The 12,627-nt window shown below is 58.4% G+C and carries 12 protein-coding genes and 2 pseudogenes; 10 read left to right on the forward strand and 4 right to left on the reverse strand.

Annotated elements, in window-relative coordinates:
- The first annotated feature begins 307 nt into the window (after positions 1–307).
- The 5 genes and pseudogenes from F0P97_RS23360 (at position 308) to F0P97_RS23380 (ending at position 3,901) form a co-directional block, all read left to right on the forward strand.
- The gene (locus tag F0P97_RS23360; protein ID WP_182284517.1) at positions 308–901 is read left to right on the forward strand and encodes an HD domain-containing protein; all 594 of its coding nucleotides are present in this window, start codon (positions 308–310) and stop codon (positions 899–901) included.
- Positions 902–993: 92 nt separating this feature from the next.
- Positions 994–1,904, forward strand: a pseudogene (locus F0P97_RS23365) (IS5 family transposase).
- Between the two features lie 139 nt (positions 1,905–2,043).
- Positions 2,044–2,511, forward strand: a pseudogene (locus F0P97_RS23370) (IS110 family transposase); the annotation flags it as partial.
- Positions 2,512–3,006: 495 nt separating this feature from the next.
- Complete coding sequence (locus F0P97_RS23375) at positions 3,007–3,468, forward strand: cupin domain-containing protein (RefSeq protein ID WP_039049792.1); 462 nt, start codon at positions 3,007–3,009, stop codon at positions 3,466–3,468.
- Between the two features lie 190 nt (positions 3,469–3,658).
- Positions 3,659–3,901, forward strand: coding sequence for a heavy-metal-associated domain-containing protein (locus F0P97_RS23380; RefSeq protein WP_182284518.1), 243 nt, complete (start codon positions 3,659–3,661; stop codon positions 3,899–3,901).
- Positions 3,902–4,236: 335 nt separating this feature from the next.
- On the opposite strand, the gene F0P97_RS23385 is transcribed toward F0P97_RS23380, so the two are convergent.
- Positions 4,237–5,469, reverse strand: a complete 1,233-nt coding sequence (locus F0P97_RS23385; protein ID WP_182284519.1) for a DUF4382 domain-containing protein — start codon at positions 5,467–5,469, stop codon at positions 4,237–4,239.
- Between the two features lie 200 nt (positions 5,470–5,669).
- Between F0P97_RS23385 and F0P97_RS23390 the strand changes: the two genes are divergently transcribed.
- The 3 genes from F0P97_RS23390 (at position 5,670) to F0P97_RS23400 (ending at position 7,222) form a co-directional block, all read left to right on the forward strand.
- Complete coding sequence (locus F0P97_RS23390) at positions 5,670–5,924, forward strand: hypothetical protein (protein ID WP_182287334.1); 255 nt, start codon at positions 5,670–5,672, stop codon at positions 5,922–5,924.
- A gap of 549 nt (positions 5,925–6,473) precedes the next feature.
- On the forward strand, positions 6,474–6,707 hold the full coding sequence (locus tag F0P97_RS23395) for a hypothetical protein (RefSeq protein WP_182284520.1): 234 nt from the start codon (positions 6,474–6,476) through the stop codon (positions 6,705–6,707).
- A gap of 146 nt (positions 6,708–6,853) precedes the next feature.
- Positions 6,854–7,222, forward strand: a complete 369-nt coding sequence (locus F0P97_RS23400; protein ID WP_003071059.1) for a DUF1428 domain-containing protein — start codon at positions 6,854–6,856, stop codon at positions 7,220–7,222.
- 588 nt (positions 7,223–7,810) lie between these two features.
- Here F0P97_RS23400 and ychF read toward each other — a convergent pair.
- From ychF to F0P97_RS23415, 3 genes are all read right to left on the reverse strand, one after another.
- Complete coding sequence (gene ychF / locus F0P97_RS23405; RefSeq protein WP_182284521.1) at positions 7,811–8,908, reverse strand: redox-regulated ATPase YchF; 1,098 nt, start codon at positions 8,906–8,908, stop codon at positions 7,811–7,813.
- A gap of 274 nt (positions 8,909–9,182) precedes the next feature.
- Positions 9,183–9,506: a hypothetical protein gene (locus F0P97_RS23410; protein ID WP_182284522.1), complete on the reverse strand. Its 324-nt coding sequence runs from the start codon at positions 9,504–9,506 to the stop codon at positions 9,183–9,185.
- A 107-nt stretch (positions 9,507–9,613) separates the two neighbouring features.
- On the reverse strand, positions 9,614–10,501 hold the full coding sequence (locus F0P97_RS23415) for an MOSC domain-containing protein (RefSeq protein WP_182284523.1): 888 nt from the start codon (positions 10,499–10,501) through the stop codon (positions 9,614–9,616).
- Positions 10,502–10,664: 163 nt separating this feature from the next.
- On the opposite strand from F0P97_RS23415, the gene F0P97_RS23420 reads away from it, so the two are divergent.
- Together F0P97_RS23420 and F0P97_RS23425 are read left to right on the forward strand one after the other, a co-directional pair.
- Positions 10,665–11,789: an FAD-dependent monooxygenase gene (locus tag F0P97_RS23420; protein ID WP_182284524.1), complete on the forward strand. Its 1,125-nt coding sequence runs from the start codon at positions 10,665–10,667 to the stop codon at positions 11,787–11,789.
- Positions 11,790–11,917: 128 nt separating this feature from the next.
- Positions 11,918–12,625: a DsbC family protein gene (locus F0P97_RS23425; RefSeq protein ID WP_182284525.1), complete on the forward strand. Its 708-nt coding sequence runs from the start codon at positions 11,918–11,920 to the stop codon at positions 12,623–12,625.
- Positions 12,626–12,627 lie beyond the last annotated feature (2 nt).

Raw genomic sequence — 12,627 nt, forward strand, 5'->3', positions numbered from 1 at the left:
GCCGGTCACTCTGCTTTTCAGCAACTGGGCTCGGCTAGATGTCGGCATCAGACACCCCTGGTTGCGAGAGCGCTTCAAGCTTGACCAGGTTAAGGCGGATTGCTCGGGTTGCCCGATCAATGGTGATCGACTGCATCAGGCCAGAAGCAACCGGTTCACGGCTCTCACTCAAAGCTGGGCGCAGTCAAGGCGACCGCAGCTCCGCTCTCGACAAGCGCGAATGCTCATCTCCCGGCCTCCCTGGCTTTTCAGCAGGAGTTTTCGACATGCGACGACCGAGAACATGCGGGTCTTTATAGAATCGGGCATGGATATCGACAAGATCAAGGGCCGTCTGACCTTTCTGCAAGAAGCGGAAAAGCTCAAGAGCGTGCTCCGAAGCGCACACACGTCGACAGGCAGGACGGAGAGTACCGCCGAACATACTTGGCGCCTGTGCCTGATGGCGATGACATTCGAGGACGAACTGGCCGGCATGGACATGCTCAAGCTGCTGAAAATGTGCCTTGTGCATGATTTGGGCGAAGCGATTCACGGAGACATTCCTGCCATCGAGAAAGACCAGCATCCTGACAAAAGCGAGCAGGAAAAGGCCGACCTGCTGCATCTCACACGCTCTCTCGATAAGTCGCACCAAACCGAGATCCTCTCTCTTTGGCAGGAGTATGAGGATGCCGCATCGCCCGAAGCCAAAGCCGTAAAGGCACTGGACAAGCTGGAGACCATTCTTCAACACAATCAAGGGGTCAATCCGGCCGACTTCGACTACGGGTTCAATCTGACCTACGGTCAGAAACACACCAGTGCCGAACCTTTGTTTTCATTGGTACGCGGGATCCTCGACGAAGGCACACGCCAGAGAATGGCCGAAGCCTCCCGCAATCCTGAGCAATCGCTCTAGGCCGCCGTCACGCAACTTGCCGGCAAGGCATTTTCTTGTCTGAGAGGGCGTTGTTGCACAAACACAGAGCCTGCTCTCTGTAGGCTCGGTGCATGAGCCAGCACACACCCAAGAAACGTTATCGCACTACCGACTGGAAGCAGTACAACTCCTCCCTGAAGGCTCGTGGCTCCCTGACGATTTGGTTGATCAGAAGATGTCCTGTTTTGCCGCAGCAAGCGGCAAACGCGGGCGTAGCCCGAAGTTCTCCGATGCAGCGATCCAGTTCTGTTTGACACTCAAAAACCTATTTGGCTTGGCCCTTCGACAAGCCACTGGACTTGTCCAGTCAGTACTCGATCTATCCGGCCTCGTTTGGCCGGTGCCAGACTTCAGTACGCTGTGCAGGCGGCAGTTGAGTCTGGATGTTCAAGTCCCGTACAGGCGCAGTCAAGCAGGGCTGCAATTGCTCGTGGACTCCACAGGCATCAAGTTTTTGGGCGAAGGCGAATAGAAATGCAAAAACACGGCCCTGAGCGCCGTCGTCAATGGTGCAAACTGCACATCGGCATTGATGCACAGTCACTGCAAATACGGGCGATTTGCGTCACCAGCAACGAGGTAGTCGATGCGGCCGTTGTAGCGGATCTTCTGGTCTTAGCTCCTCACCGCGAGAGCATCCGGAGTCTTGCTGGCGATGGTGCGTATGACACTCAGACTGCCCATGAAGTAGCCATTCAAAGAGGTGCCATTCCCGTCATCCCTCCGAGAAAAAATGCGCGTGTACGCAAAGACGATGCCTTTGTGTACCGCATGCCGGCGTTTGGGCCGAAAGATATGGAAAGTGTGGAGCGATTACCACCGGAAAAGCTTGGTGGAGACCAAAATGAACTGCATCAGACGACTGGGCGAGCGGGTCATGTCCAGAGCCCTTGAACGACAAGCCAATGAACTGCACATCCGCGCAGCCATCCTCAATCGGTTCACTGAACTAGGGCGTCCGCAGACAGTGGCCGTGGCATAGCTGCGTCAGGGGTCAGGGGGTAACTCAACCTCGGGCGGATTTGAATACGAAGGACTTCCCGCCATCTTGGCCTGCTGGATACGCAGTGCCACGATGGATCGGCAAGCCAATTTCTTCGTCATTCATCAGGAGTCGTGGCATGCAAACCATTGTCCGTGTCGGGGTAGATCTCGCAAAGAATGTGCTGCAGGTCCATGCAGTCGATGCTCAAGGGCGGATGGTCACTAACCGGGCCATCCAGCGCAGCGAGTTCTTGGCATGGTGTGCGCCATTACCTGCAGCGTGTCTGGTGGCCATGGAAGCTTGTGGTGGTGCGTACCACTGGTGTCGGCAGTTGCTGTGCATGGGCTTGGATGCACGCATGATGGCAGCGGCACGGGTTGCACCCTATCGCATGCAGGGCAAGAGCGGCAAAAACGATGCCAATGATGCCGCTGCCATTTGCGAGGCAGCCAGCCGTCCTCAGATGCGCTTTGTACCCGTGAAGACTCCAGAGCAGCCGGGCATCCTGTGTGTGCATCGGCTGCGCGAAGGGTTCAAAGAGGAGCGCACAGCATGCATTAACCGCATTCGAGGCTTGCTCGCCAAGTTTGGCGTTGTGCTGCCGCAAAGCCCCCAGAGCCTTGCGCCCCCATTTGCACGATATCTTGGAAGATGCGAGCAATGACATCGCAAAGCAGTCTCCTGGCACACGACTGCATTGTGTCGATGCGTAACAGTCGCAAAACGTGCCGTTGTTGTCAATCGATTCTGCGATCTGCTGATTCCAGGGCCTCACTCCATATCAGACCCTGTGACGCCGCATACCGGAGCAAATTGCAGGTTCTGCAACCTCGCGCTTGGCAGCCGTGCCCCACCTCTGGCATCCCTTGGCCCCAGGTTGTCAAGAACCGGCAGCTACCGTGAGCTGCACACACAGACATTAGCTTTAGCATTGGCTTGGCTTGTAAACCCAATCTGCCTGCAATAGGCTTTGATACCTCCTGTCAACATCTGTGAAGTGCGCATGGCGGATCATCACAGCCCAATTCAGGAGGCTCGTCCCTGATGGCGCGTGCGATGTCAGCGGCGGTGTGTATGGGTCGCGCGCAAGGAGACTCTGATGTCTCATTTCTCGTTCGCTCGCTCGGCCAGCCTCGTCGCGCTGGCAGTGATTCCTATGGCATCCTGGGCCATCCACGGCACCGAAGGTGTCGAGTGGGGAGCACCGCCTCCGGTTCTCGCCAAAGGAGCCAAATTCGCGGTACTCCTAGGTGACCCCAATCAACCCGGCCCTTATGTGGTGCGTCTGTCCGTGCCCGCCGGCTATCGCGTCTTGCCGCATTGGCACAGCCAAGCCGAGAACGTGACCGTCATCTCGGGCACGGTCATGATCGGAATGGGCGACAAGTGGGACTCGAAGGCACTCAAAGTCCAAAAAGCCGGCAGCTTCGGCTCGATTCCGGCCAAGACCAATCACTTCGCCATGTTCAAGGTTCCAACAGTGATCCAGATCCACGGAGAAGGCCCATTCGACCTGAACTACGTCGATCCGGCAGATGATCCGCAGAAGGCGCACAAGTAAACCCAGGTTGCACTCCCAGCGTGCTCTCGGTGGGGCCGCTGGCGTGCCCCTCGTGCAGACCAAGCGCATCAAGAACAGCTTGGCAGATGGAGATGGCATCGTTCCCGGTCAGCACCTTTGACACAAGGCATTTGACATTCTCATGATGTCAGGGTTGAGACTTGACTCACAACCTTGAAAGGAGCATGCAATGACTGCTTTTCGTGTGACCGATATGACATGCGGTGGCTGCGCTGGGCGCATCAAACGATCAATTGTGGCCATGGATGACAAGGCCTGTATCGAGTTTGAGCTTAAGGAGCGAACCGTGCTGATATCGGGAACTGCATCTGACGCCGAGTTTGCAGAAGCCATCCAGGATGCGGGGTATACGCCTGAGCTGATTGATCCGGCCACCGCCCAGACAGGCAATGCAGGCCCAAATACTGCTTGATGCAAATGCCGGGCAGCTCATCCCGGTGTTCATGCTGCGGTGGCGATGAGGCACCCTCATGAGCTTCGACGACGACTCGGATAATGAGGAGACCGATTGGATCAAAGGGTCTCGCCAAAGCGATCGCTTCATCCCCTGAAGTGCAGGTGCATCCATCGTGCTCGTCATGACTCCCGGCGCTTCATATTGCGATTGCAACCCCGGTGATCCTCCTGGGATGAATTGAAAGCGGCCTAAAAGGCCGGCTTTCATTCTGGGAAGCACGCGACAGCACGAGCAGGACATGGATCCGGAATGCTACGAGCAGCATTTCGATCCATTGCCCAGTTTTTTCCTCAAGGTGCCAGAACCAGATCCTTGGTGGTCACACTGTTGGCGGTTGTCAGCGTCACGGCTGGCGCTGTGGTCTGAGTGGTGTAGCCGGCAGCGCTGCCCAAGATGTTGTACTTGCCTGCGGCAGCGGTGTCTGCAGTGAACGCCAAAGGCCCGCTTGCGACGTAAGGTGCCTTGTTGGGTGCCAGCAATGGCAGGTTCAGGCTGTAGTTTGCATTGGCAGGATCAACCAAAGTCCATGCAACATCAAGCCTCTGACCTGTGCCGAGTACCTGCTGGGCATTCACATCAGCATCGGTCAAAGGCGTATTGGATGTGTTTGTCACCTTGCCCGCAACAGTCGCCGAAGCAGATGCCGGCAGTGCAATGGGGGCCGTCGATGCGTTGAGCGTGGTAGTGCCAGCAGCGATCGAGACAGGAATGCCAGTCACGGCGGCGGTGGTCAGGTTCTGGCCTGCAACGACGACGGTGTAGTTGGTGTTCTCCGGCAGGTAGGCCAGCACGAACTTGCCTGTAGTGGCGTTGGGCACGGTGGCGCGCAGATTGTTGTCCGGGTCACGCGTGGACACCACGACGCTGGAGGCCAGAGCAGGATCCACATAGCCCACAATTGCTGTAGTCAACCGCTTGATGACGGCCACCACGGGCTTGAGGTTGTAGTTGCCGGAGTTACCTGCCTTGACAATGGACTTGCAGGCATCGAAGTCCAGAACCATATCGGCGACCTGGCCGCCGGTGACATTGAAGTTGGCCTTGAGCTTGAAGCCGCTTTGTTGACCGCTGGGAGTGGTCAGTGCGATCTCGTTGGTCGAACCCGACAGCACCAGTGCATTGGCCAACGGATTGGCAGATGTCGGGTTGGAAGGATTGTCAGCCAGCACCAAGCGGACCTGCTGGTAGTTGCCAGCCGGTAGCGGCAACGACCCCAATTCCTGCAGCACCCCATTGGTCAAGCCGAGCAGGTCGATGCGCTGGGCAGGAATCGTCAACTCGCTCCAGCCAGAATCAGTGGTACCTGCCGTAGCGCTCTGATGCACGCGGATTTTGGTGACTGTGACATAGACATGGTCGTAGCCACATGCCGGAGCGTCGGTCATGGCCAGCTTGAGCGTGCCTTGCTGTGGAGAGCTATCGCCACCACCACCGCCGCCACATGCTGCCAGGCCGGCAGCAATCAAACCCAGACCCGTCCAGCACAAGGCCTTGACAGGCCGAAATCCATGCAAGTTACTCATACGGTACCTTTTTGAAAACAAAGACAGCGCAATGCTAGGAGTGCCCTTGGATACAGTGTTACGACTCGTAGAACCCTGCATTCGAGCCGGTCTCTGAGCAGCTCCAATCATGCTCTACCTTCGGTAACAAAGCTATTGAAACCTGCCTCCATATGCCACGGTCATCGCCGAAAATAGGACATGGTCAAGGTGATTCAGGTATGGGGGTCCATGAAGGCTCGGATGCCAAGCCTGCATTGCCGCCATCGAACAACATTGATAGAGAAGTACAGACAAAAGCCATGCTGCGCAGCAAATTGGGAACACTGCTGGTGGTCAGTGCGGCACTTTCTTGTGCAGCAGGATTTGCCCTGGATGCCCAGGGCAGCATCGCGAACCTTGAGCTCTGGATAGCTTTGGCAGTCCTGCTACTCCTCAGCGGTGCAGTCCTGATCGTCTTGGGTCAGAACGACTAGCCCCTTGAGGCCGAACGGCGCTGTTGCCTGCATCAATCACGACGACTAGTTCCAGGCCCTGAGCAAAAGAAATAGTGACGCCACCGAGATCCCGCCGATCGTTCTCAAGGTCCCCTGCATCTCTCTGTGACATACGGAAGATCCAAAGGATTCATATGAAAAAAGCGCTAACGCTGGTCGCTACAGCTTTGCTGCTCAGCGGCTGTGTCGTGTATCCGAACGGCTACTACGACGACGGATACAGAAAGCCTCATCCTCATGGGTGCCCACCTGGGCAAGCCAAGAAAGGCAACTGCTAGCACTGAGCCTCCCAGTGTTCAGCCCGTATATTGCATGGAACGCTCGAATCTGCCAGCACCTGGGCGTTGTACAAGGCCAAGACGACAGGTCGCAACAAAGTTGTTGTATTCACCAAAAGTCCGACACAGCGAGCAGCAGACTTTCAGGACACAGCGAAAAGCCATAGCCAGTCCCTGATATGAAGCGGTCATGGAGGCGGCACCGGTGCTGATGTTCGATGAACACAAGAAAGAATGACGAAAGATTGCAATGACGCTCAACAATGTCTGCGTTGTCCTGGCAGCAGCAAAGGCTGCAACGGATCTTGCCGACGGCCAGAAGCTGTCTGTCACAAACTTCAGCTTTTGCGCTGGTGAGCTGCATTACGATCGACGCGAAAACTGCCACTACGTTCCCAGCGAGCCAATCGACCGACATCAAGTTGAGGAGCAGGATGCATGTGCATTGGCTGCTCAGATTCCCGGTCACCACAGACAATGTTGAGAGACCATGCTCAGCCTGGATTGCTGGAGCGTGATCTGCGAGCTCCAGGGAGTCCAGGCTGAGAGCACTGCAGCCACCGGCCCTGCGGGCATTGTGAATGCGGCGCTAGCTTCGCATCTAACGGTCAATTCAGCAGGAGTGAAGAGATGTCATATATCGATGGTTTCGTGATCGCTGTCCCCACCGCCAACAAGCAGAAGTTCATCGAGCACGCGCGCAAGCTCGACCCGATATTCATCGAGCTGGGCGCAATCAGGGTGATCGAGGCTTGGGGAGATGACGTCCCCGATGGCAAAGTCACCGACTTCCGTCGCTCGGTTCAGGCCACAGCCGAGGAGACAGTGGCTTTTTCATGGGTCGAATGGCCGGACAAGGCCACGCGCGACGCAGCCATGAAGAAGATGATGGAAGACCCACGCATGGACCCATCCGCCCCCGGTAACCCGCCCATGCCCTTCGACGGCAAGCGCATGATCTTTGGGGGTTTCGAGCAAGTCGTCGAAGTGAAGCCCTGAGGTCTGATATTCAGCTCATTGAGCTGTCAGGTTCAAACCCAGGCGACATCACCCTCTCACCAGCTGCTTGATGCAATGCAGCCTGGTTTCCCGGTGATCCCCGCGCCAGCCATGGCTAGCCGGCGTCCAGAGCGACTGCATAAAGACATCGCCCTTGCGCATCCGGGCATTCTCTCCTGGGGATTGATGGGTGTGGCGTGACGGCATGCAGGGGCTGTGCGTCATGAGCTCCACGAGCCGTGACGGTCAACCGCTACTTATTGCCGTGGGTTGTACCTGCAATTGTGGCAGTACCGCCGCCCCGGGAATTTGAGTCCGATGGGCTCAGCAAGCAGAAGCGGCCCGCCCTCGCTGGATTGATGCGCCACTTGCCGATACCGGCTATCGCCACCTCCGGCACAAAGCCGGAGCTGAGCGATGCCTTGTACTGCGTCCCGTTGGTGTTCGATAGCGGGGCTGGACTACCTCCGCGACACTGATTGATTCAATAATGCAGCCGCAGGCATCTGCCAGATGCGCCCTTCAATGACGATAGCACCTGGGCACACATGGGCATCCAAATGTGGCCGGGGTGCATGTCAATCGTGCTTATTTGGGAGAGAACAGGAAGTTCATCACATCGCCGTCCCTGACGATGTATTCCTTGCCTTCGGCGCGCATCTTGCCGGCATCCTTGGCACCCTGTTCGCCCTTGAAAGCGACGAAGTCTTCAAAGGCAATGGTCTGGGCACGAATGAAACCACGCTCGAAGTCACCGTGAATCACGCCCGCAGCCTGGGGAGCCGTAGCGCCGACACGCACAGTCCAGGCACGCACTTCCTTTTCACCGGCGGTGAAATAGGTCTGCAGGCCCAGCAGCTTGAAGCCTGCACGGATCAGGCGGTTCAGGCCAGGCTCTTCGAGACCCAGCTCCTGCAGGAACATATCGCGGTCTTCGTCTTCCATCTCGGCCATTTCGGCCTCGATCTTGGCGCAGATGGCCACCACGGGTGCGCCCTGAGCTTCTGCATATTCCTTGAGACGATCCAGAAAAGGATTGTTTTCAAAGCCGTCTTCGGACACGTTGCCCACAAACATGGCGGGCTTGGCAGTGATCAGACAGAAAGGCTTGAGCAGGGGCGCATCTTCCTTGGACACCGACACCACACGGGCGGGCTTGCCTTCATTCAGGGCTTCCTGAATGGGAGTCAGCAGTGCCACCAGCTTGGCGGCTTCCTTGTCGTTGCCGGACTTGGCGGCCTTGCTGTAGCGGTTCAGAGCCTTTTCCACCGTGGCCAGGTCGGCCAGGCACAGCTCGGTCTGGATGACTTCGATGTCGGAAATCGGGTCCACCTTGCCGGCCACGTGGATCACGTTGGGATCTTCAAAGCAGCGCACCACGTTGACGATGGCGTCGGTTTCGCGGATGTGGGCCAGGAACTGGTTGCCCAGACCTTCACCCTTGGAGGCACCGGCCACCAGGCCGGCGATATCCACGAACTCCACGATGGCGGGAACAATGCGTTCAGGCGAGATGATCTCGGCGAGCTGATCCAGGCGCGGATCAGGCACTTCCACCACGCCGGTGTTGGGCTCGATCGTGCAGAAGGGATAGTTCTCGGCGGCGATGCCGGCCTTGGTCAGCGCGTTGAAAAGAGTGGACTTGCCCACGTTGGGCAGGCCCACGATGCCGCATTTGAGGCTCATGGAAATTCCTTATGTATCAATGCACTACCCGGCACCACACCCATGTGGCGGAAGTGCCCGATCCGCATCGTCGCGAATCCGGTTCTTTTGAAGCGTGACCCATAGGCACTCTGTTCACCCAGAGTTTTGTCCCGGTTTGGCCACGGAAAGCCCCCGATTGTAATGACCCGGCAATCTCTGCTCATCTGCGGTAGATTGCGCCGCCGTTCCGGCCAGAAGGCAAAAAAGCCTGCGCAAAGACAGGCTTGGGAGAAAAAATCCGGGAAATGTCGGATCAATCAGCGGTCAACGCCAGCGAACTCTGTCGCATGGGGCCAAACAGTTGCTCCAGCCCGGCAGTCTCCTCCAGCCGTCGGAACTGGGACTGCGGACTGCATAGATACTTGGTCATGCAGGGAGTCCGACAGTTGCGCATCAAGGCGGGCACCTTCTGGGCAAACTCCAGCACCCAGTCTCCGGCCTCACAGCCAATATGGCCATGACCGTCCGGCAGACAGAAATCTCTGTCAGGGGCACGAAAAGTCAGGCGAGCGATCTTTCCGGCAAAAGCACTGCTCCCGGTGAGAACCACGAAATCGCCAGATTTGAATTCAGCCATGCCGCCCTCCCCTCGTTGCTGCTGCCAATGGCTTTATTGGACACTGGTTCTGCTGCATCACTATTACAGGTATGCCCCTGGTCTTAGAGGGTCAAAGGCCTACACCCTCAATCAAAGCGCAGATTGCCCGCCAGTTGCTGGCCCACAGCCAGCTCTGCTACGGCATCCGCAACGTCCGGCAAACCCAGCACTATGGCATTCATACCAAAAGTAATAGCACCATCCACACGCGGATCTTGGCGATAAATGGAGATTGAATCACCCACTGCCGCGCCGGGTATGGCAGTGTCGGGATCTATATCGGGAATCGGGCAGCGCGTACAGGGCTTGCAGGGCAGCAGGCTCAGACCGGGCAACTGGGGCAGCTCCAGCTGTTCCACTCGATCTTCGTCATGGGCCTCGATATCGGCAATCACGATATTCGGACGAAAGCGCCGCGCATCGACAGCTGCCTCACCGGCCTGCGTCAGTCGCTGATTGAGCTCGTCCACGGCCGACTGACTGAGCAGCAGCAAAGGGTAGCCGTCGGCAAAATGCACAGGAGCATCGCTATCGCCCACCCAGCGTTCGCTGGCCCGACGCGGTTGCGAACTATCAAAGCGCACCAGATGGCAGTCCTCCGCCAGAGCCCGACTCAGCCAGCAGCGTGCAGGTGCGGCCCATTCACCGAGGTCCCAGGCATCGACCGTATCCTTCCAGACCCGCGCACGGCATTTGCCGCCCTGTACCAGCAAAGGAATCTGCAAGCTGTCCATACCCGGAAAATGCAGCAGCAAGTATTCATCCGTAATCTCGGGCCGGATCAGCGCCATGCGCGGATGACTGCGCTGGGTCAAGAAATCGCCATTGGCATCGACCACCATCCAGTGCCTGTCCCATTGCAGGCCATGGCGCGAGAGCTCGGCCTTCGGCACGGCAATACCGGCGCAGGATTTGACGGGGTAGATCCACAGTTCGGCAATCCGGCCCTGCACGTCATAGGCGGTGTCGGTCATCACATCTCCTTCGATTACGGATTCTTCATCATTTTGCCGCCAATCCCTTGCCCGACATCCGCAGGCCGCTATCAACAACATAGTTGCCCGCAACGGGTGGTCAACGGGCCTGAGGTTTCCTCTATGAGCGCAGGCCCTGTCCGCGCCTCCTACAATGCCGGACATGGCGCAAACCTTTGATGTATGTATTCGTGGAGCCGGCATTGCGGGCCGGACCTTGGCTCTTTTGCTGGCGCGTGAGCGTCTGCGTGTCGCGCTGGTGGTGCCGCCGCAGGCCAGGTCACAGCACAAGGATGTGCGTGCCTATGCGCTCAATGCCAGTTCCAGGGCCGTGCTGCAGTCGCTGCGCTGCTGGCCTGACGACGAGGACGCCACACCCGTGCTCGGCATGCAGGTGTTTGGCGATCTCGACGGCCAGGTTCAGTTCAATGCAGCGTCCCAGGACGTGCAGGCCCTGGCCTGGATCGTCGACGTGCCTGCTCTGGAACAGCGCCTGGCCGAGGCCGTGCGATATCAGCCCCAGGTGGAGATCGTCGCGGAACCCGTAGAGGCAGCCCTCACCTCCGTCTGCGAAGGCCGCCACAGCAGCTCACGCAGCGAATTCGGCGTGGAGTTCTCCGTCACGCCCTATTCCCAACACGCAATTGCCACACGCCTGCGCTGCGAGCTGCCCCATGGCGGCATTGCACGCCAGTGGTTCACGCCCGAAGGGATTCTGGCCTTTCTGCCTTTGGGCGGACCCGACGGTCAGGAAGTGGCCGTTGTCTGGTCGCTGGAGCAATCGCTGGTGCCTGACTGGCTGGAAAGCGACGAAGAAAGCTTTACCACCCGCCTGCAGTCCATCAGCCAGGATGCGCTGGGCCAGCTGGAGCTGGTGGCCGAGCGCGCCACCTGGCCGCTGCAGCAGGCAGTGGCCGACCGCTGGTGCGGACCGCTGGACAGGAACAGCCAACAAAGCTGGGTGCTGGCAGGTGACGCCGCCCACAACGTCCACCCGCTGGCCGGCCAGGGTCTGAACCTGGGCCTGGGCGATGTGCAGACTCTGGCACGCATCCTTCAGGAGCGCGACTACTGGCGCAGCCCCGCCGATCTGAAGCTGCTGCGCCAGTACGAGCGTGAGCGCAAGGCATCTCTGGCCCCCATGGGCCTGGCCATGGACGGGCTGCAGCAGCTGTTTGCCCGCCCCGAAGTGCCGGTGCAGATGCTGCGCAACTGGGGCATGAAGGGTTTCGAGCGCAGCGGCCTGCTCAAGTCCTGGATGGCCAAGCAGGCCATGGGTCTGCTCTGAGAAGACGGCTCAGGGAACCCTTGACTCAGTCCGTACTCCAAGCATCAGCCCTGCCGTCCATGCATAGTGGATGGCAGCCGAACTCATTCTTTCCACGCTGCAGCGCACTGCAGCGCACGACATCTTCCATGAAACTTGCTGCCTGCCTGCTGGCCACCGCCAGCCTGACCTTCGGCCTGAGCGTGCACGCCCAGGACGCCAACCTCAAGAAGACGCTGACCGAGCGCATTCCCCAGCTCGAAAAAATCGACGAGGTGCGCTCCACCCCCATGAGCGGCCTGTACGAGGTCCGCGTGGGCACGGACATTTTCTACACCGATGCCAAGGGCAACTATCTGATTCAGGGCGAGCTGATCGACACCAAGGCGCGCCGCAACCTGACCGAAGATCGCATGACCCAGCTCACGGCCGTGGACTTCAAGCAGTTGCCCATCAAGGACGCCATCACCATCGTGCATGGCAAGGGCGAGCGCAAGATGGCCGTGTTTGAAGACCCGAACTGCGGCTACTGCAAGCGCTTTGAGAAAGACCTGCAGAGCGTGGACAACGTCACCATCTACCTCTTCCTCTACCCCATCCTGAGCCCGGACTCGGCCGAAAAGTCGCGCAATATCTGGTGCGCCAAGGATCAGGCCAAGGCCTGGCAGGATCAGATGCTGAACAGCAAGAATGCCGCTGCCGCCCAGTGTGACCCTGCCGCCATCCAGCGCAATCTGGCTTTCGGCCGCAAGTACAAGATCACCGGCACCCCCACCGTGATCTTCTCCAACAATGTTCGTGTGCCCGGCGCCATCTCGGCTGCCGAGGTCGAAAAGCACCTGGCCGCCGCCAAGTAATC

Source organism: Comamonas testosteroni (assembly GCF_014076415.1).
GTDB classification, from domain to species: domain Bacteria; phylum Pseudomonadota; class Gammaproteobacteria; order Burkholderiales; family Burkholderiaceae_C; genus Comamonas; species Comamonas testosteroni_F.